The sequence below is a fragment of the Paramagnetospirillum caucaseum genome (assembly GCF_000342045.1).
GTDB lineage: Bacteria > Pseudomonadota > Alphaproteobacteria > Rhodospirillales > Magnetospirillaceae > Phaeospirillum > Phaeospirillum caucaseum.
In genome coordinates, this window is record NZ_AONQ01000008.1 from 68,826 (window position 1) to 88,111 (window position 19,286).

22 protein-coding genes are annotated in these 19,286 nt (G+C 68.4%); 3 read left to right on the forward strand and 19 right to left on the reverse strand.

From position 1 onward, the window contains the following. Nucleotides 1–8: 8 nt before the first annotated feature. From H261_RS04615 to H261_RS04640, 7 genes are all read right to left on the reverse strand, one after another. Nucleotides 9–377 carry an AtpZ/AtpI family protein gene (locus H261_RS04615; protein WP_040475696.1) on the reverse strand — a complete coding sequence of 123 codons (369 nt, stop codon included), beginning with the start codon at nt 375–377 and terminating at the stop codon, nt 9–11. Between the two features lie 200 nt (nt 378–577). Then, on the reverse strand, nt 578–778 hold the full coding sequence (locus H261_RS23760) for a HepT-like ribonuclease domain-containing protein (RefSeq protein WP_268743944.1): 201 nt from the start codon (nt 776–778) through the stop codon (nt 578–580). Between the two features lie 10 nt (nt 779–788). Then, nucleotides 789–1,082 carry a nucleotidyltransferase family protein gene (locus H261_RS04620; protein ID WP_008614873.1) on the reverse strand — a complete coding sequence of 98 codons (294 nt, stop codon included), beginning with the start codon at nt 1,080–1,082 and terminating at the stop codon, nt 789–791. Between the two features lie 60 nt (nt 1,083–1,142). Next, nucleotides 1,143–4,604, reverse strand: a complete 3,462-nt coding sequence (gene smc, locus H261_RS04625; protein WP_040475702.1) for a chromosome segregation protein SMC — start codon at nt 4,602–4,604, stop codon at nt 1,143–1,145. A gap of 162 nt (nt 4,605–4,766) precedes the next feature. Then, on the reverse strand, nt 4,767–5,369 hold the full coding sequence (locus tag H261_RS04630) for a DsbA family protein (protein ID WP_008614875.1): 603 nt from the start codon (nt 5,367–5,369) through the stop codon (nt 4,767–4,769). 76 nt (nt 5,370–5,445) lie between these two features. After that, nucleotides 5,446–5,631 (reverse strand): hypothetical protein, encoded by a 186-nt coding sequence (locus tag H261_RS04635; protein WP_008614876.1) that lies wholly within the window; start codon nt 5,629–5,631, stop codon nt 5,446–5,448. Nucleotides 5,632–5,693: 62 nt separating this feature from the next. Next, nucleotides 5,694–6,206 carry a DUF721 domain-containing protein gene (locus H261_RS04640; protein ID WP_152426701.1) on the reverse strand — a complete coding sequence of 171 codons (513 nt, stop codon included), beginning with the start codon at nt 6,204–6,206 and terminating at the stop codon, nt 5,694–5,696. Nucleotides 6,207–6,252: 46 nt separating this feature from the next. On the opposite strand from H261_RS04640, the gene mutY reads away from it, so the two are divergent. Then, the gene (gene mutY / locus H261_RS04645; protein WP_008614878.1) at nt 6,253–7,308 is read left to right on the forward strand and encodes an A/G-specific adenine glycosylase; all 1,056 of its coding nucleotides are present in this window, start codon (nt 6,253–6,255) and stop codon (nt 7,306–7,308) included. A 16-nt stretch (nt 7,309–7,324) separates the two neighbouring features. Next, nucleotides 7,325–7,948, forward strand: a complete 624-nt coding sequence (locus H261_RS04650; RefSeq protein WP_235062865.1) for a hypothetical protein — start codon at nt 7,325–7,327, stop codon at nt 7,946–7,948. A 67-nt stretch (nt 7,949–8,015) separates the two neighbouring features. On the opposite strand, the gene H261_RS04655 is transcribed toward H261_RS04650, so the two are convergent. The 7 genes from H261_RS04655 to rlmN form a co-directional block, all read right to left on the reverse strand. After that, nucleotides 8,016–8,330 (reverse strand): hypothetical protein, encoded by a 315-nt coding sequence (locus tag H261_RS04655; protein WP_008614881.1) that lies wholly within the window; start codon nt 8,328–8,330, stop codon nt 8,016–8,018. Beyond that, a complete protein-coding gene (locus H261_RS04660) occupies nt 8,330–9,406 on the reverse strand; it encodes a site-specific DNA-methyltransferase (protein WP_008614882.1) in 1,077 nt (358 codons plus the stop codon). The genes H261_RS04655 and H261_RS04660 overlap by 1 nt, the downstream gene beginning before the upstream one ends. A gap of 113 nt (nt 9,407–9,519) precedes the next feature. Beyond that, nucleotides 9,520–10,125, reverse strand: a complete 606-nt coding sequence (locus H261_RS04665; RefSeq protein WP_008614883.1) for a ribonuclease HII — start codon at nt 10,123–10,125, stop codon at nt 9,520–9,522. Next, entirely contained in the window at nt 10,100–11,404 is a 1,305-nt protein-coding gene (gene magA, locus H261_RS04670) for an iron transporter MagA (protein WP_008614884.1), read from the reverse strand. Before magA ends, H261_RS04665 begins: the two co-directional genes overlap by 26 nt. Nucleotides 11,405–11,472: 68 nt before the next feature. Then, nucleotides 11,473–13,959, reverse strand: coding sequence for a PAS domain-containing protein (locus H261_RS04675; RefSeq protein WP_152426703.1), 2,487 nt, complete (start codon nt 13,957–13,959; stop codon nt 11,473–11,475). 133 nt (nt 13,960–14,092) lie between these two features. Beyond that, nucleotides 14,093–15,307 carry an argininosuccinate synthase gene (locus H261_RS04680; protein WP_008614886.1) on the reverse strand — a complete coding sequence of 405 codons (1,215 nt, stop codon included), beginning with the start codon at nt 15,305–15,307 and terminating at the stop codon, nt 14,093–14,095. 73 nt (nt 15,308–15,380) lie between these two features. Beyond that, nucleotides 15,381–16,508 (reverse strand): 23S rRNA (adenine(2503)-C(2))-methyltransferase RlmN, encoded by a 1,128-nt coding sequence (rlmN, locus tag H261_RS04685; protein WP_008614887.1) that lies wholly within the window; start codon nt 16,506–16,508, stop codon nt 15,381–15,383. Between the two features lie 125 nt (nt 16,509–16,633). Between rlmN and H261_RS04690 the strand changes: the two genes are divergently transcribed. After that, nucleotides 16,634–17,212 carry a TetR/AcrR family transcriptional regulator gene (locus H261_RS04690; protein WP_008614889.1) on the forward strand — a complete coding sequence of 193 codons (579 nt, stop codon included), beginning with the start codon at nt 16,634–16,636 and terminating at the stop codon, nt 17,210–17,212. Between the two features lie 64 nt (nt 17,213–17,276). Here the strand turns inward: H261_RS04690 and H261_RS26480 are convergent, their stop codons facing one another. From H261_RS26480 to H261_RS04710, 5 genes are all read right to left on the reverse strand, one after another. Further along, nucleotides 17,277–17,408: a hypothetical protein gene (locus tag H261_RS26480; RefSeq protein WP_008614891.1), complete on the reverse strand. Its 132-nt coding sequence runs from the start codon at nt 17,406–17,408 to the stop codon at nt 17,277–17,279. 149 nt (nt 17,409–17,557) lie between these two features. After that, nucleotides 17,558–18,310: a flagellar type III secretion system pore protein FliP gene (gene fliP / locus H261_RS04695; protein WP_008614893.1), complete on the reverse strand. Its 753-nt coding sequence runs from the start codon at nt 18,308–18,310 to the stop codon at nt 17,558–17,560. After that, nucleotides 18,307–18,630, reverse strand: a complete 324-nt coding sequence (locus H261_RS04700; RefSeq protein WP_008614895.1) for a flagellar biosynthetic protein FliO — start codon at nt 18,628–18,630, stop codon at nt 18,307–18,309. The genes fliP and H261_RS04700 overlap by 4 nt, the downstream gene beginning before the upstream one ends. 2 nt (nt 18,631–18,632) lie before the next feature. Beyond that, on the reverse strand, nt 18,633–18,899 hold the full coding sequence (locus tag H261_RS04705; protein ID WP_008614903.1) for a hypothetical protein: 267 nt from the start codon (nt 18,897–18,899) through the stop codon (nt 18,633–18,635). Continuing rightward, nucleotides 18,896–19,249 carry an EscU/YscU/HrcU family type III secretion system export apparatus switch protein gene (locus H261_RS04710; RefSeq protein WP_008614905.1) on the reverse strand — a complete coding sequence of 118 codons (354 nt, stop codon included), beginning with the start codon at nt 19,247–19,249 and terminating at the stop codon, nt 18,896–18,898. Before H261_RS04710 ends, H261_RS04705 begins: the two co-directional genes overlap by 4 nt. Nucleotides 19,250–19,286 lie beyond the last annotated feature (37 nt).

Below are 19,286 nucleotides of genomic sequence, written 5' to 3' on the forward strand. Positions count from 1 at the left end.
TGCCTCTCTCAATGGTCCTTCGCCGGATTCTCTCCGGCCCCTTCGGCTCTCCGCTGGGCCTGGCCCAGTCCCACCGTCTCGTCCATGCCGCGCATAAGGCGGTACACGTTCAAGACGCCGGCCGCTCCGCCCAGGAGCAGGAAAACCACCATCAGCCAGGGGGCGGTCCTCAGCCAGGCGTCCAACGTCCAGCCGATGCCGGTCCCCACCAGCACGCTTACCACCAATTCGGCGCCGATGCGCATCCCCAGACCCATTCCGGAGGGCGATCCACGCCGTTCCGGTCCGCGACCCGAGTCCTCTTCCTCCCTGGCGCGCGCGGCGCGCAGACGGGCATCGAGGTCATCGAAAGACGGGGGAGTCTCGTGGTCAGCCATAGGGTCGGTCCTCGAAATCCCCCTTCTGGCCCCTTGGTGCCAAAAGCGCGGGCACCATAAGGTCTGGCCCCACCCGTGTCAAGGACTCAAACCGGTAGGGGCCGCGTGCCGATTTGCGTTGTGAAATCAGGGGGTTTGCGCCATCGCACCGCCTCTGATGCTGCGATGCGGTAAAAATCCTCCCACCCGAGGGGGTGGCGTCAGGCCGAAGGCGCGGACGAGTCCGTATCTTCGGCGGTGATGGCAGGCAGAAGCCGGATCAGATCGGGCAGGAAGAGGGTGACGGTGTCGAAGATGATGCGAGGGGCCGCGCCATCGTAATTATGGGCCAGCACGTTGCGCATTCCGATGATCCGCCGCCAGACGGGCGTGATCGGGCATATCGACGAAGACGTCGCCAAATTCGCGGGGTCACAATGTCCGGACCTCGGCCAGGATGCTCCTGCCGATGCGGGGCTTCAGCGTCTTCTTGTTGGCTAACTCAACCGGCAGCCCCAGGGCGTCGGACAGTTCCATCTGGAGTCCGGCATAATCCAGCAGAGTGGTTCCGTCGTCGAACTCCACCAACACGTCCAGGTCACTGTCCTCGCGCTGCTCACCCCGGACATAGGAGCCGAACACGCCCATTTCCCTGAGGCGGTATCGCTGCCTCAGATCCGGCTGCATGGTCCGAAGTTGGCCGATGATGTCGTCGATGCTCCGCATGGCGCGTCACCTGTTGGTCGGTCGAGCGATTATAGGCCGCGCAAGGGTGCGCCGCCAGCCCTACGCCACCTTGTCCCTGAGCAGCTCCGCCTGGGCCAGATCGACCGAGACCAGCTGCGAGACGCCGCGCTCGGCCATGGTGACGCCGTAGAGGCGGTCCATGCGGGCCATGGTCATGCGGTGGTGGGTGACGATCAGGAAGCGGGTGCGGGTCACCCCGGCGATGCCTTCCACCAGCGAGCAGAAGCGGTCGACGTTGGCGTCGTCCAGGGGCGCGTCCACCTCGTCCAGCACGCAGATGGGGGCCGGGTTGGTCATGAACACCGCGAACAGCAAAGCGAGAGCGGTCAGCGCCTGTTCGCCGCCCGACAGCAGGGAGAGCTGCTGCAACCTTTTCCCCGGCGGGCTGGCCATGATCTCCAGGCCGGCTTCCAGGGGGTCGGCGGATTCGGTCAGCGCCAGATGGGCGCGGCCGCCGCCGAACAGCTTGACGAACAGGTCGCGGAAATGGTGGTCCACCTCCTGGAAGCTGGCCAGCAGGCGTTCGCGCCCCTCGCGGTTGAGGTCGCCGATGGCGTGGCGCAGCTTAGCGATGGCGGCCAGCAGGTCGTCCTTTTCCGCCACCATGCCGCCGATGCGGGCCTCCAGTTCCTCCACCTCCTGCTCGGCGCGCAGGTTGACCGGTCCCATGTTGTCGCGCTCGCGGCTCAGGCGGTCGAGCTTGCGTTGGAGTTCCTCGGGGTCGGGGCGTTCCTCCTCCACCAGACCGGCCACCTCGCGCAATTGCTCGGGCGTCATGTCCAGGCGCTCGCCGATGCGCAAAGCCACGGCGCGGCAGGCCTGGTCGGCGGCGGAGACGGCGGCTTCGCGGCGGATGCGTTCCTCGCGGGCGTTGGCCAGCAGCGCCTCGGCTTCCCGCATGCGGCGGTCGGCCTCGCCGAGACGCTGCTCGGCGGCGATCAGGGTGTCGGCGGCGGCCTTACGCGCCGCTTCCGCCGCTTCCAGGCGCTCGAACAGCTCGGCCCGGCGCCGGGCGATGGTGTCGGGCAGGCTGGCGAGACGCTCGATCTCCAGCGCGATCTCCTCGCGGCGCTCGGCCAGTTCTTCCACATGGGCCTTGGCCGCCTCGGCGCGCGAGCGCCACGACCGGGCATCGCCGTCCAGGGAATCCAGGCGGCGGCGGCGCTCGGCGCCCTCGCGCGCCACGCCGTCCAGGGCGGAGCGGGCCTCGACCAGGACGGAGCGGCGCTCGGCCAGGGTGGCGCGCAAGCCGTTGACCTTGTCGCGGCCGTCGGCGGATTCAGGGAAGGCGGCGACGGCGCCCTGTGCCTCGGCCAGTTCGGCCCCGGCCTGGGCGTGGTCGGCGCGGGAATCCTCCCAGGCCTGGGTGGCGGCGGCCATGCGGGTCTCGAAGGCGGCGAAGCGCTGGGACAGTTTGGCATGGGAGTCGCGGGCCTTGGCGGCCTCGGCCTCGGCTTGGCGGACCGCCTCCTTGGCGCGGCGCTCGGCCTCGGCGGCCCCGTCCACCTCGCGCGTGGCGGTCTCGACTTTTTCCTCGGCCTCCTCCACCCCGATGGCGGCGTCGTCCAGGGCGGCTTCCAGCTCGCGCAGCCGGTTGCGTTGGGCGAGGCGCAAGGCCATGGGTGAGGGGGCGCCCGAGCGGGCCACATAGCCGTCCCAGCGCCACAGATCGCCCTCGGGGGTGACGAGGCGCTGGCCCACGGCCAGAAGCGGGCGTAGCGCTTCGCCGCTGGCCATGTTCTTGACCACCCCGACCTGGGCGAGGCGCCGCGCCAACTGGGCGGGGGCGGCCACGACGCGGGACAGGGGCTCGGCGCCCTCGGGCAGCGCGGGGGGATGGTCGAGCGGCCCCAGGTCTTCCCAGTGCAGCGGCGCGGTGGCGTCGAGGGGGGCGGAGAGGTCCTCGCCCAAAGCGGCGGCCAAGGCGGGCTCGAAGCCGGCCCGCGCCGAGACGTCGTCGAGCACGGGGCGGTGGTCGCCGGCCTTGCCCTGGGCCAGCACCTGGCGCAAGCCGTCGGCCTCGGCCTGCAGGCGGGATTTGGCGGCGCTGGCGGCCTGGAAGGCATCGCGGGCCGATTCGCGCGCCGCCAGGGCCTCGATGCGGCGGCGGTCGGCGGTTTCGGCCTGTTCGCGGGATTCCTCCAGGAATTCCAGGGTCTCCTCCAGCTCCATTTCCAGGGCGGTGAGGTCGGAGCGGTCGATGCTCTCGCCCTCGATCTCGGCTTTCTGGCGTTCGGCCACGCCCAGGCGCTCGGCCAAACGGGCGAGGCGGGTCTCGCTTTCCGACAGGCGGCGCAGCGCGCTGGCGCGCTCGGCGTCGGCGGCGGCCACCTCCTCCATCAGGACGGAGAGTTCCTGTTCGACCGTCACCACCGCCTCGGCGGCGAGGTCCACCGCCTCCTCGGCGCGCAGCCTGGCCTCGGCCTCGCCCTCGCCGGCCTCGGCCAGCAAGGCGCGTTCCTCCTCCAGCCGGGCTAAAGCTCCCGAGGCATCGGCGGCGCGGGCGTGTTCGCGCTGGAGGTCGGCGCCGGCCTGTTCCAGGCGACGCTCCAGGTCGCGGCGCAACTCGGCCAGGCGGCCTTCCTCGGCCTCCAACTGCTCGCGCTCGGCCATTACCTTCTGCAGGGCGCTCGCGGCCTCGGAATCGGCCCGGCGCAGATCGGGCAGGCCGGCGGCGGTCTCCGCCTGGATTACCGAGGCGCTTGCGGCGTGGCCCGTGGCCTCCTCCACCCTCATCTCAGCCTCGCGGAAGGCGCCGCGCGCCGCATCGACGGTGACCAGCGCCTCCAGCCAGCCGAGATACAGCACCTGGGCCTCGATGCGGCGGATCTGCTCGGACAGGGTACGGTAGCGGTTGGCCTGGCGCGCCTGCTTCTGCAGCGACTTCAACTGCTCGTCCAGGGTGTTGAGCACGTCGTCCAGGCGCGACAGGTTGAGTTCGGCGTTTTTCAGGCGCAGCTCGGCCTCGTGGCGACGGGAATAAAGGCCGGAAATGCCCGCCGCCTCCTCCAGCAGCGAGCGGCGGTCGGCGGGCTTGGCGTTGATCAGGGCGCCGACCCGGCCCTGGCTGACCAGCCCGCTTGAGCGCGCCCCGGTCGCCGCGTCGGCGAACAGCAATTGCACGTCGCGGGCGCGGGTGTCGATGCCGTTGATGCGGTAGTTGGAGCCGTTGCCCCGCTCGATACGGCGCATGACCTCGATCTCGTCGCGGTCGAACTGGGGCGGCGCGGTGCGCGCGGTGTTGTCGAGGCCCAGCATCACCTCGGCCACGTTGCGGGCCGGGCGGCCCGAGGTGCCGCCGAAGATGACGTCGTCCATCTCGCCGCCGCGCATCTGCCGGGCCGAGGTTTCCCCCATGACCCAGCGCAGCGCCTCGATCAGGTTGGACTTGCCGCAGCCGTTGGGGCCGACCACGCCGGTCATGCCGGGCTCGATCAGAAGCTCCGCCGGATCGACGAAGGATTTGAAGCCCGACAGACGCAGCTTGGTGAACTGGATCACCGGCAAAATCCCCTTGGGCCGACAGCATCACATGCGGCGTTTTGGTATGTGCCCCTCAGGCGCCGGGCGGAGCGCCCCCGGCGCTCCTTGGCTTTCGCGGCATAAGCCCGTGCGGCGCCTTGCGCCTAGCCATGACGGGCCATGCCCGCCATGGCATGGTTGCTACTTGGACGCGGCCTTCAGCGCCTTGTCCAACTGGTCGTAGGGGATGGCGCCGGGCATGACCTTGCCGGCGACGATCAGGGTGGGGGTGCTTTCCACGCCCAGCTTCTCGTGGCCTTCCTTGGCGCGCTCGTTGATGGCGTTGGCCAGGTCCTGGCGCTTCAGGCAATCATCCACCTTGTCCTCGCCCAGGCCGGCCAGCTTGGCCAGCTTCTTCAGCTCGACCAGCGGGTTGGCCGAGTTCATCCACTTCTCCTGCTGCTCCATGATCAGGGCCAGCAGGCCGAAATAGCGCTCGGGCCCGGCGCAATGGGCGATCATCGAGGCGCCCACCGACAATCCGCGCGGACCGGTGGGGAAGTCGCGGAAGATCAGCTTGGCCTTGCCGGTGTCGACCCACTCGCTCTTGAACTTGGGCAGCGTGGTCTTGTGGAAGGTGGCGCAGTGCGGGCAGGTGGTCGAGGCGTACTCGATCACCGTGATGGGGGCGTCGGGCCGGCCCAGGACCTGGTCGATGGGATAGCTGAGGTCGGCGGCGGCGGCGGTCTGGGCCACCAGGAACAGCGCCGCGACGGCGCCGAGCAGACGAATGAACGGCTTCACCTTGAGGTCCCTCCGGGAAACGGAAATCCGGGCGGGATATTAGGGGGTCAACCGGCTCCGCACAAGGCGTAGGGACTCAATATCCGCCGGGGGCGGCGGCCGGCGCCGGCGGCAGGGGAGCGACCTCGGGTGCATTCTCGGGGACATGGCCCCACAGGAACAGGACGGCCATCAGCACCGCGACCACGGCGATGGTCAGCACGAAATAGCGGACCAGACCGTAGTCACGGGTCATCTCGGCAAGGTCCTGAAACGCGTTCATCCGGCCACCCTTCGCGGGATTGGGCTTCCGCCCACAGTATATGGGAAGCCCTTAGGATTTGGTTAGGGCCGACTTTCGGCCAGCCGGCGGCCCAGGCGTTCCAGCACCGCCCGCAATTCCGGGTCCTCGACCTGGGCCAGCCGGCCGGCGGCCGGCGGCTTGGCCGTCGGGGCCGGGGCCGGGGCGGGCTTCGCCGTGGCGGCCTCGGGCAGGGGGCCCTGGCGCAGCCTCAGGCGGGCCACCGCCTTCCAGCCGAAATAGCCGTTGATGCGCTCGACGATCAGCGGTTCCAGGTGCTGCATCTCCAGGGCGAAGGCCCCGGAATCCACCTTGACCACCAGGGTGCCCTCGCTGCGCTCCTTGGGCGGGAACTTGATGCTGAGCGGCAGGGTATGGCTGGCCACCGCCGAGCCGACGATGGCCGGCCAGTCGACCACCAGGGCGCCACCGGCGAAGCCGTGCTTGCCGAACACCGGCCGCGTCACCCGCTCGCAGGGCACGGCGATGGACACCAGCCCGTAGGTGCGGCGCTCGTCGGACGGCTTGGTCGGGGGTTTGGTCTTGCTGTCGGCCATGGACCTGAGCATACCCCAGGGCCGGGATTTGCACTATGGTCGGGGCATGCGCCCCGACGAACTCTCCTCCGCCCTGCTCGCCTGGTACGACCGCGACCGCCGCATCCTGCCATGGCGCTATGCTCCCGGCCTGACGGCGGACCCGTACCATGTCTGGCTGTCCGAGGTGATGTTGCAGCAGACCACGGTGGCGGCGGTGATTCCCTATTTCCTGGCCTTCACCCATCGCTGGCCGCGGGTCGAGGACCTGGCCGCCGCGCCGGTCGACGACGTGATGGCCGCCTGGGCCGGGCTGGGCTACTACGCAAGGGCGCGCAACCTGCATGCCTGCGCCAGGCTGGTGGCCGAATGGCGCGGCGGGCGCTTCCCCGACGACGAGGCCGGCTTGCGGCAGCTGCCGGGTATCGGCGAGTACACCGCCGCCGCCATCGCCGCCATCGCCTTCGGCCGCCGGGCGGTGGTGGTGGACGGCAATGTGGAGCGGGTGATGGCGCGGATGTTCGCCGTCCTCGAACCGCTGCCCGCCGCCAAGCCCCGGCTCAAGGACCTGGCCGCCTCCCTCACGCCCGGCAGCCGGGCCGGCGATTACGCCCAGGCGGTGATGGATCTGGGCGCCACCCTCTGCACGCCCAGGAGCCCGGCCTGCGGCCTGTGCCCCTGGCGGCCCGCCTGCCGCGCTCAAGGGTTGGGCATCGCCGAGACCCTGCCGGCCAAGGTGGCCAAGGCCGAGCGCCCCACCCGGCGGGGCGTCGCCTTCTGGCTGATGGCCCCCGACGGTTCGGTGCTGCTGCGCCGCCGCCCGCCCAAGGGGCTGCTGGGCGGCATGATGGAATTCCCCTCCACCGAGTGGCGCGAGGCGGCGTGGAGTCTGGACGAGGCGGCCCCCGTTTCGCCGCTGGCGCCGAAATCCTGGAAGCTGCTGCCCGGACTGGTCACCCACACCTTCACCCATTTCCATCTGGAACTGGCGGTGGCGGCGGGGCGCACCCCTGCCCAGGCGGCGGTTCGTGGTGTATGGTGCCCCCTGGACCGGTTGGAGAACCAGGCGTTGCCCACCCTGATGCGCAAGGTGGCGCGCCATGCCCTGGCCAAGGCCTATTGACGCGGATGGAGATGTGATGCGAAAGCTTATGCTGCTCGTCGGGTTGTCCGTGGCCCTGGCCGTCCCGGCGGCGCAGGCCCAGATGCGCCAGCAGGGCCGCCCGGCCCCGGCGGCCCAGGCTCCCGGCGCCGAACTGACCGAGCGGCTGTTGCTGATGCCGCCGGCCGGCTGGCAGGAGGGCGGCACCACCCGGGCCCGCAACGCCATCACCACCCATCTGTTTCCCCCCGGCCAGACGTCCGAGAAGTGGAGCGAGATGCTGTCCATCCAGGTGATGGGCGATTCGGCCGCCGACGCGCGCGAGCATATCCAGCGGATCATCGAGGCCAGCCGCACCAGTTGCGAGGCCTCGGGCCCCAGCCCGGTGACGGAGGGGACGGTCAACGGCTATCCCGTCTCGACCCTCACCGTGACCTGCACCAAGGGCCGCCAGAGCGGCCTGGGCGGTCTGGTGGCGGTCAAGGCCATCCGGGGGGCCCAGGCGCTCTACGTCATCCAGCGCATCTGGCGCGGCCAGCCCTTCGAGCGCAACTCCACCGCGCCGATTCCGCCCGAGATGCTGAAGGAGTGGGGGGAATTCCTGCGCGGCGTCGCCGTCTGCGACACGGCCGATCCGGCGAAGCATCCCTGCCCGAAGTGATGGAAGTCCCCCCTCCCGGCCTCCCTCGGCTTGCCGGAGGAGGGGTGGGGAAGGGGGCATCGGGATCTTATTTGCAGACGGTGATGCCCGGCCCGGCTTCGGCGCAGATCATCTTGCGGTTGCCGAAGCGGGCGACCGACAGGCCGTCCAGCTTCTGGATGATCAGCTTCTGCTCGCCGATCAGGCCGATCATGTTGCCCTGGGAATCCCGGGCGACGGTCATGGGCCGCCCGGCCAGCCTGGAATAGGCCACGCCCTCGCCGCCCTTGAGGATCACGGTCTCGCCGGCATCGGTGCACGACAGGGTCTCGCCCTGGGTGATGCAGACGCCGGCCTGGGCCGGGGCCGCCGTCAGCAGGACGAGGGCGGCCAAACGCTTCATCAGTGCAGCTCGGCCCGGATCTTCTGGCGCAGCACGTCGATGGGCAGGTAATCCTCGCCCGAGGCCTGGAAGTGCCAATAGGTCCAGCCGTTGCAGGCCGGCGCGCCCTGGACCAGGGCGCCCACCTTGTGGATGGAGCCGCGGTGGTCGTCGGTGATCAGGGTGCCGTCGGCGCGCACCTTGGCCACCTTGTCGCGCCGCGTGCCGCCGAACAGCAAATCGCCGGGGGTGAGCAGGCCGCGCTCCAGCACGGTGCCGAAGGGCACGCGCGGCTCGGACCGCTTGGACGGCGTCATCAGCAGGCTGGGATCGGCCACCGGGATCACCTTGGCGATGCGCTCCTTGGCGGCGGCGATGTAGTCGGAGTCGCGCTCGCAGCCGATGAACCGGCGGCCCAGCTTCTTGGCCACCGCCCCGGTGGTGCCGGTGCCGAAGAAGGGGTCGAGCACCACGTCGCCCGGCTTGGTCGACGCCATGATGACGCGGTAGAGCAGGGATTCCGGCTTCTGGGTCGGATGGGTCTTGCGCCCGGCCTTGCGCAGGCGCTCGGCCCCGGTGCACAGCGGCAGGGTCCAGTCGCTGCGCATCTGCAGGTCGTCGTTCAGCGACTTCATGCTGTCGTAGTTGAAGGTGTAGCGCGAATCCGACGACTTGGCGCACCAGATCATGGTCTCGTGGGCGTTGGTGAAGCGGGTGCCCTTGAAATTGGGCATGGGGTTGGTCTTGCGCCAGACGATGTCGTTGAGCATCCAGAAGCCCAAATCCTGCAGGATGGCGCCGACGCGGAAGATGTTGTGGTAGCTGCCGATCACCCACAGCCCGCCGTCGTCCTTCAGCACCCGGCGCGCCGCCTTCAGCCAGTCGCGGGTGAAGGCGTCGTAGGCGGCGAAGTCGGAGAAGCGGTCCCAATCCTCGTCCACGCCCTCGACCTTGGAATTGTTGGGGCGCAGCAGCTCGCCGCCCAGTTGCAGGTTGTAGGGCGGATCGGCGAAGACCAGATCCACCGAACCGGCGGGCAGCGAGTTCATCATGGCGATGCAGTCGCCGGCGAGAATGGTGTTGAAGGGCAGGGTCATGGCGGACCGATTCAAATGAGTTGGGAGACTCAATTTGAGTCAAACATGAGAGTCCGTCAAGAACCTGTTGGAATCTAATGATTCATTGCCACAGGTAGTGGGTTATCCACAGGTTAGACCGGTATATGTTGGGCCACGGGGGCGAAGGAGCGGCGGTGATGGGGGGTCGGCCCCAGCCTTTTCAGCGCCGCCAGATGCTCGGCGGTGCCGTATCCGGCGTTCCTCTCCCAGCCGAAATCCGGGTGGGCGCGGGCCAGTTCGGCCATCAGGGCGTCGCGCCGCACCTTGGCCACCACCGAGGCGGCGGCGATGGACAGCGAGAGGCCGTCACCGCCCACCACGCAGCGGATGGGACAGGACAGCTTCGGCGGGCGGTTGCCGTCCACCAGGGCGCAGGCGCAGTCCCGGCCCAGGGAATCGTAGGCGCGGCGCATGGCGAGAAAGGTGGCCTGCAGGATGTTGAGGCGGTCGATCTCCTCCACCGACGCCTCGCCGAAACCGATGGTCGCGGTGGCGGGCACCAGTTCGGCCAGTTCCTCGCGCAGGCGCTTGGACAGCTTCTTGGAATCGTCCAGGCGCTCCAGCAGGGCCTTGGGCAGGCAAGCGGGGTCGAGGATCACCGCGGCGGCCACCACCGGCCCGGCCAGGGGGCCGCGGCCCACCTCGTCGATGCCGCAGACGATGCCGCCGATCTCAGATTCCAGAGCCAGGTCCGGCATTGCTGTCATCCCTCCATGAACCGCGATGGGCCAGCAGCCTCGCCCGCCGGGCGGTGCGGGCCACGGTGCGGGCCTCGTCGCCGTAGAGCCGCGAGACCAGCTCGCGGAACGAATGGACGTGCACCGCCGCCACCCGGTGCATGCGGCGCATGGTGAACAGCCAGAACGGCGACAGCACCAGCGACAGCACGGTGACGGCGACCACCAGCTTGGTCTCCTGGGCGCTGATCAGCTTGACCGCCTTGCCGGTCTCGGCCAGCAGGAACGAGAACTCGCCGACCTGGGCCAGGGCCACGCCGGCCAGGAAGGCGCTGGGCCAGTCCTGGCGCGCCAGCCGCAGGGCCGCGACGTTGAGCGCCGTCTTGAACAGGGTGACCATGGCCAGCAGGGTCAGCACGGTCCCCAGGTTCTTCCAGATGAACTTGAAGTCGAGCAGCAGCCCGATGGACAGGAAGAACACCATCAGCAGCACGCTGCCGATGGGCTGGGCGCGCTTCAACAGCATGTCGCGCTGGGCGGAATTGCCCAGCACCACGCCGCCCAGGAAGGCACCGTAGGCCGGCGACAGGTCCAGCACGCCGGAGATCGCCGCCGTGCCGAAGCACCAGGCCAGGGCCGACAGGGTGGCGAGGTCGGAATCCCGGGCCAGCCGCGCGGTCAGCGGCAGGTCGATGCGGCGCTTGGACAGCCACCAGAACAGCAGCGCCAGGAACAGCACCGACAGCACCACCCGGGCCAGGTCGGCGGGCAGCAGCGCCTTGGCCTGCATGGATTCCAGCACCAGCATCATGGGCACCACCGCCATGTCCTGGGCGATCAGGATGCCCAGTGTGGTGCGTCCCACCGGCGTGTCCAACTCGTCCGAGGCCTCCAGCACCTTGATCACCACGGCGGTGGACGAGATGGCCACGGCGCAGCCCAGCACCACGGAAAGCCCCAGGCTCCAGCCCAGCACGTGGCGCAGCAACAGGGCGGTGCCGACGCTGCCGGCGATCTGCAGCACGGTGGTGAACACCGCCGTCTTCCACACGCCGAGGAAGCGCGAGATGTCCAGCTTCATGCCGATGACGAACAGCAGCATCAGCACGCCGAACTCGGCCAGGACGGCCACGGCGTCGCGGTTGCTGACCAGCCCGAAGCCGGAAGGTCCCAGCACCACGCCGGCCAGGATGTAGCCGACGATGGCCGGCTGCTTCAGGCGCGTCATCAGCCCGCCGCACAGCACGGCGGCCAGGGCGACGGCGGCGGCATAGGTCAGTTCGGGATGATGCAGGTCCATGGCGGCGGTCTTATCACGTTCGACCGCTCCGGTCTAAAGGCAGGTTGTGGCGGCAATGAGGCGGCCGTTCACACCTGCCCGATGGGCGGCAGGGTGATGGAGAAGCGCGAGCCTTCGCCCGGGGCCGAATTGACCCAGATGCGGCCGCCGTGGTGTTCGACGATCTTCTTGCAGACGGCCAGCCCGATGCCGGTGCCCTCGAACTCGCCCCTGCGGTGCAGGCGCTGGAAGATCAGGAAGACGCGGTCGTAGTACTTGGGCTCGATGCCGATGCCGTTGTCGGCGACGGTGATGATCCATTCCTTGCCGGTATTCTCGGCCTCGATGGCGATCACCGGCTTGCGCTCGGGATCGCGGTACTTGATGGCGTTGCCGATCAGGTTCTGGAACAGCCGCATCAGCTCCTCGCCGTCGCCCAACACGGTGGGCAGGACGGACGGGGGGGTGGCGAGTTCGGCGCCGCTTTCCTCGATCTTGGGCGTCAGGGCGCGCAGGGCGCGCTCCACCACCGGACCCAGCGCCACCGGCAGCATGGGCCGGGTGACGCGGCCGATGCGGGAATATTCCAGCAGGTCGAGGATCAGGCGATCCATGCGCGACGCGCCGTCCTTGGCGAAGGCGATGAATTCGCGGGCGTCGTCGTCCAGCTTGTCGCCGTAACGCCGGGCCAGCAGTTCCACATAGGACGACACCATGCGCAGCGGCTCGCGCAAATCGTGACTGGCCACATAGGCGAACTGCTCCAGTTCGGTGTTGGAGCGTTCCAGTTCGTCGGCCTTGTCGCGCAATTCCTGCTCGGCGCGGCGTTGGTCGGTGATGTCCTTGATGGTGCCGACCATGCGGATGGGGCGGCCATCGCCGTCGCGCTCCAGCTTGCCCAGGCCGGTGACCCAGCGCTGCTTGCCGTCGCTGGAGCGGATGATGGCGTAGGCCTTGTCGAACTCGTGGTCGCCGGCCCGGACCTCGTCCAGATAGGCGGCCATGTCGCCCCGCATGGCGGGGGCGACCAGGTCGAGCCAGCCGTGGGCGTTGTGCGGGTAGTCGGGGGTGATGCCGAAGATGTCGTCGAGGATGGGCGAGCTTCGCCAGCAATCCCCGAGCATGTCGTAGTCATAATAGCCGAGATTGGCGACGCTCTGGACCTCGAGCAGCAGGGCCTGATGCTCGCGGATGGCGGTCTCGGCCAGCTTCTTCTCGGTGATGTCCTGGACGGTTCCCAGGATTTCCAGCGGCTCGCCCGTCGCCGAACTGGTCAGCTGGGCGCGGGCGGTCACCCACTTGACCGCGCCGTCGGCGAGGATGATGCGGTGCTCGATCTCGAAGGAGGCGCTGCCGGCCATCAGGGCGGCCAGGGCGTCCTGCACCCGGGGGCGGTCGTCGGGGTGAATCATCGCCATCACGGCGGAGAAGAAAATGGGGGCGCCGGGAGCCCGTCCGAAGATGCGGTAGGTCTCGTCCGACCAGCGGACCCGGTCGGTGGGAAGCTCCACCTGCCAGGAGCCGATATGGGCGACGCTCTGGGCGCGGCTGAGCGTCGCCTCGCTGTTTTTCAGTTCGGCGCGGGCGGCCGCCTCGTTGTGGTAGCGGCGCAGCATCATCACGAACAGGGCCGACAGGCCGAGAATGCCGGCCGCCGCCATGGCGGCCAGGCGGATGGTCTGGCGCCGCCAGTCGCCCAGCACCGTCTCGACCGGAATGGCGGCGATGAGTACCAGCCCGTAGCGGTCCAGCCGCCGGAAGGCGGTGACCCGGCTGACGCCGTCCAGGGGCGAGGTGGTGAGGGCGGAGCCCTTGGGCTTGCCCTCGGTGATGGCGGGGAAGATCCGGGAATTGTCGACCTTCGACCCCACGGCGCCGTCCCGGTGGGGATGGCGGGCCAGGATGATTCCGTCGCCGCGCTGGAGGTTGACGATGGCGCCGTCGCCCAGACCCAGGGTCTGGAAGAAGCCCTGGAAGGCATCGGCCCTGAGGGTGGCGCCGACCACGCCGGCGAAGCCGCCGTCGGGATTGGACAGCCGCCGGCTGATGATGATCACCTGATTGCCGGTGACCGCGCCGATGACCGGCGTGCTGATCTGGGCGCCGGTGACGGCATTATTCCGATGGAACTTGAAATACTCGCGCTCGGCGATGGAGATCGGCCGGAAGGGGAAGCTCTGTCCGTGCAGGCGGATGACGCCGTTCTGATCGACCATGTACAGGATGGGCACGGCCGACAGGGCCTCGGCGTAGTCGTAGAGAACCTGCCAAGTCTTGCGGTCCTGGGACAGCGCCTCCCAGTCGCCGCTGTTGCGGAACAGGGTGCGCGCCGCCTGCAGCGCGGTGTCGGCGCCCTCGATGGTGCGCAGCACCTGCTCGGCGGCGAGGTCGGCCATGGACTGGGTGCGGAACTCCGCCTGGGCCATGAAGGCGTCGCGGTCGTGCAGGGCGGTCATGGCCGTCCAGGTGGCGACCACCGCCATGGCGATGCCCCATAGGGCCAGCGGCCACCACTTCAGGGTCGCGGCGGAGGCGGAGCGGCGGCGTCTGGCGGCGGAGGGCAATGCTGCGACCATCGGATGGGAGGTAATCTCTAACCGATGGTATAAAACGTGGTCGGGCGCGTAAAGCGGATAGATTAATCGACTAAAAGGAAAGGGCCCCGCCGCGGCGGAGCCCTTTCCGGAATCGTTCCGGCGACGGGGGAACTTATCCGCGCGCCATCTTGGCCAGACGCATGCGCAGCGCGTTGAGCTTGATGAAGCCCTGGGCGTCGCGCTGGTCGTAGACCGAGTCCTCCTCGAAGGTGACGTAGTCCATGCGATAGAGCGACTTGGGCGACTTGCGCCCCACCACCGAGGCGACGCCCTTGTAGAGCTTGAGGCGCACGGTACCGGTGACGTTCTCGCTGACCTTGTCGATCATGGTCTGGATGGCGATACGCTCGGGCGCGAACCAGAAGCCGTTGTAGATCAACTCGGCATAGCGCGGCATCAGCTCGTCCTTGAGGTGGGACTCGCCCCTGTCCAGGGTCAGGCTCTCCATGGCACGGTGCGCCACGATCAGCACCGAGCCGCCGGGGGTCTCGTAGACGCCGCGGCTCTTCATGCCGACGAAGCGGTTCTCCACCAGGTCCAGGCGGCCGATGCCGTTGGCGCCGCCCAGCTCGTTCAGTCTGGTCAGCAGGGTGGCCGGGCTCATGCGCACGCCGTCGATGGCCACCGCGTCGCCCTTCTCGAACTCGATCTCGATATAGGTGGGCTTGTCGGGAGCGTGCTCGGGCGCCACCGAGCGGGTGTACATGTCCTCGAAGGGCTCGACCCACGGGTCTTCCAGCGCCTTGCCCTCGTAGGAGATGTGCAGCAGGTTGGCGTCGGTGGAGTAGGGGGCCTCGCCGCGCTTGTCCTTGGCGATGGGAATCTGGTGCTTCTCGGCGAAGTCCAGCAGCTTGGTGCGGGAGGTGAGGTCCCACAGGCGCCACGGCGCGATGACCTTGATGTCGGGCTTCAGGGCGTAATAGCCCATCTCGAAGCGCACCTGGTCGTTGCCCTTGCCGGTGGCGCCGTGGGAGACGGCGTCGGCGCCGACCATGTTGGCGATCTCGATCTGGCGCTTGGAGATCAGCGGCCGGGCGATGGAGGTGCCCAGCAGGTAGACGCCCTCGTACAGGGCGTTGGCGCGGAACATCGGAAAGACGAAGTCGCGGACGAATTCCTCGCGCAGGTCGTCGATGAAGATGTTCTCTTCCTTGATACCCATCAGGCGGGCCTTGGCGCGGGCCGGCTCCAGCTCCTCGCCCTGGCCGAGATCGGCGGTGAAAGTCACCACTTCGCACTGATACTGGTCCTGCAGCCAGCGCAGGATGATGGAGGTATCGAGACCGCCGGAATAGGCCAGAACGACCTTCTTGACTTCGCCCTTCATGGCAAACGCCTTTCCGAGATGGGGAGGGAATTGGGCGCGCAGTATAGGCATTGGGACGGCGGAGGCAATAGATTCAGCCGTGATGCCCGTCCTCGATGCCGGCGGCCGCGCGGGCCTTGGACAGCGAGGCGCGTTCGCGCTGGCTTTCCGAGCGCAGCTGGCCGCAGGCGGCCAGGATGTCGCGGCCCCGGGGCATGCGGATGGGGGCGGAATAGCCGGCGTCCTGCAGGATGTCCGAGAACGCCTTGGTGGTCCTGATGTCCGGCGTCTCGAACTCCGAGCCCGGCCAGGGATTGAACGGGATCAGGTTGAACTTGGCCGGCAGGCCCTTGACCAGCTTCAGCAGCGCCCGGGCGTCGGCGGCGGAATCGTTGACCCCCTTCAGCATGATGTACTCGAAGGTGATGCGCCTTGCGTTGGAGGCGCCGGGATACTCGCGGCAGGCCCGCATCAGCTCGGCCAGGGGATACTTCTTGTTGATGGGCATGATGCGGTCGCGGATCTCGTCGGTGACCGCGTGCAAGCTGATGGCGAGGTTGACGCCCAGGCGCTCGCCGCATTCCTTCATCATGGGCACCACGCCCGAGGTGGACAGCGTGATGCGGCGCCGGGAAATACCGATGCCCTCGCCGTCCATGGCGATTTCGAGCGCCGTGGCGACGTTCTCGAAATTGTAGAGCGGCTCGCCCATGCCCATGACCACGATATTCGAAAGTCGCCGTCCGCCGTCGTCGGGAGTCGGCCACTCGCCGTAGGAATCGCGGGCCACCATGAACTGGCCGACGATCTCGGCGGCCGACAGGTTGCGCACCAGCAACTGGGTGCCGGTATGGCAGAAGCGGCAGGTCAGCGTGCAGCCCACCTGGGTGGAGATGCACACCGCGCCCCTGTCCTCGTCGGCATCGGGGATGTAGACGGTCTCGGCCTCGTGGCCGTCGTCGAACTTCAGCAGCCACTTGCGGGTAGTGTCGGTGGAGGTCAGCTCCCTGGTCACCTGCGGGCGGCGCACCACATAGCGCTCGGCCAGGGCGCCGTGCATGCTCTTGGAGATGGAGGTCATCTTGGCGAAATCGGTTTCGCCGCGATTGTACATCCAGTGCCACAGCTGCTTGGCGCGGAAGGGCTTTTCGCCGATCTGGGCCATCTCGGCGATCAACTGGTCGCGCGACAGGCCGATAAGGTTGGTCTTGGTGTCGTCCATGGTGGCAACACATAAGGATGAGCGCGCCGCAAAGCAATGGTGGTGTGTGCAAAGGGATGTTGTGGAGCCGGGGGGCGGGCTGGCATCATCCATACCCAACCGGTTGGTCTAACAAGGAGACGGCAATGGCTCCTCCCTCACGCCGTGATGATCTGGTCGTGGCGGCGCTCCGCCTGTTTCTCAACGATGGTTTCCACGCCACCGGCATCGCCGCCATCCTCGACGTGGCGGGGCTGACCAAGATGACGCTCTATCATCACTTCAAGTCCAAGGAAGAGCTGATCGTCGCCGCCCTGGAGCTGCGCGACCGCCAGTTCCGCGACTGGCTGTTCGGTCGCATGCAGGCCATCGGCGGCACCCCCCGCTCCCAGGTGCTGAACATGTTCGACGCCCTGGGCGAATGGTTCCGGGGCGAGGCGGCGATCGGCGGCGGCGGGACGGAAACCTTCCGCGGCTGTCCCTTCGTCAAGGCGTCGGCCGAGTATGCCGAACCGGGCGATCCCATCCACCGGATCGCCGGCGACCACAAGCGCCGCATCGTCGAGACCCTGGGCGAGATGTGCCACAAGGCGGAACTGCCCGAGCCCGAGCGCCTGGCCCGGCGTCTGGCCCTGCTCAAGGAAGGCGCCATCGCCGACGCCACCATCGCCGGCGACGCCCAGGCGGCTGCCGAAGCCAAGATGATGGCGGTGCGGATGCTGTAGGAGCCGGCAAAAGGAAGCCCCGCCGGCAGCAACGCGCCGGCGGGGCTTTTCCGTGGTGGTCCGCTCAGGTGGCGCAGAACGCCTGGATGCGGCGGTGCATTTCATCTCGGGCACGGTCGAATTCATCCAATTGGCTGCGAATTCGGGCCATGGTGGCGCCGAAACCGGCGCGGAATTTATCGAGGTCGAAAGCCATTCTTCAGCGTTTCCCCGGGTTGGAGGTGGCCCATACGTTAGGCCTGCGCGAAGTATGGCTGAAGATAGTCAACACATTTCGCGACGCCCGTTAACTGAATTTAAACCAGTTCAAAACGCGGCGTCACTTCTTGATTCGGTAGTAGGTTCTTATCCGTAGCTCTGCACCAGGCTGCCGACCACCATGTACCATCCGTCTACCATGACGAAGAAGATCAGCTTGAACGGCAGCGAGATCATGGCCGGTGGAATCATCATCATGCCCATGCTCATCAGCACCGAGGCGATGACCATGTCGATGATCAGGAAGGGCAGGAAGATCAGGAAGCCGATTTCGAAGGCGCGGCGCAGCTCGCTGATCATGAAGGCGGGAATCAGCGCCTTCAGCGGCACGTCCTCGGCCTTCTCCACCTCCTTGGCGCGCGACAGGTCCATGAACAGCTTCAGGTCCTGGGCGCGCACATGGGCGCTCATGAAGGCGTGGAACGGCTTGACGGCGCGCTCGAAGCCCTCGATCTCGTCCAGATGGCCGTCCATCACCGGCTGGATGCCGGTTTCCCAGGCCTTCTCGAAGGTCGGCGCCATGACGAAGGCGGTGAGGAACATGGCCAGGCTGACCAGCACCGTGTTGGGCGGGCTCTGCATGGTGCCCAGGGCCTGACGCAGGAAGCCCAGCACCACCACGAAGCGGGTGAACGAGGTGATCATCACCAGGATGCTCGGCGCCACCGACAGCACGGTGGTCAGGGCGATCAGCTGGATGATGCGCGAGGTGGCGCTGGCCTGCGGTCCCCCCAGGTCGATGCTCAGGGACTGGGCCAGGGCCGGGCCGGCGGCCAGGGCGGCGGCGATGGCGACGGCGGCGGCCAGGACCGTCCGGAGGCGCGGCGCAGGGCGGGTCATTCTCCGGTCTCCGGCTTGGCTGTCCCCGCCTTGGCGGGGGGAAGGGTGAAGGCGGCGCGGGGGCAGTCGGCCTCCACCACCACGGGCTGCCCGCCGCCCAGGACCAGCAGGTGCTCGCGGTCGTCGCGGCGCACCAGGACCAAACGATGTTTCACGTCCAAGGTCAAGGTTTCCACCACGGCGAGCCGCCGGCCGCCGGCTCCGGCCCGCCCGGCCATCATGCCCGGCAGGCGGCTCCGCACCACCCACAGCACGGCGAAGATCAACGTCAGCACCGCCACCAGTGACAGGACGAAGCGCAGGTAATGGGATGAATCCATGCTCAGGCGTCCAGGGAGGTCGGGTTGTTGCGCTGGGTCAGCGCGGCGGCCAGCCGGTCCAGGTCGGCGACCAGGGTCTCGAGGCCGGGGCGGAAGGCCGCTCCCTCGCTCCGCTCCAGGTCGAGGACGGCGCCGCAGACGAAGCGCACCCGGCCTTCCAGGGCGGCGAGGTCCACCTCGGTGCCGGTGGCCAGCAGGCGCCTTGCGGCCCCCACCAGGGTGGACGCCTTTTCCAGTTCCTGGCGGACAGTCTCGGATTCGGCGCTCATGCGGCGCCTCCCGGCGGTGGGGCCGCGCCCATGGCGGCGTTGGCGCGGTAGACATAGGCCAGGATCTCGGCCACGGCGACGAAGGCCTCCACCGGAATGACGGTATCCACCTCGACGGCGGCCAGGACCTCGGCCAGATCGGGGTCGGTGCGGACCTTCACCCCGTGGGCGAAGGCCAGCTGCAGAATCTGTTCGGCCACCGCGCCGCGTCCCGAGGCGGTGACGGTGGGCAGGCCGGGATTGTCGGGGTCGTCGGCCAGGGCCACGGCGACCTGACGGCGCGGGGGCCGCGCGGCGGCCTTGGCCTGCTCGCTCTCCGCCCCTTCGTCCCAAACGTCCCTGTTGCCCATAGACCGGCTTCCCAGCGGGTGCTCCAGCGTCCACAAT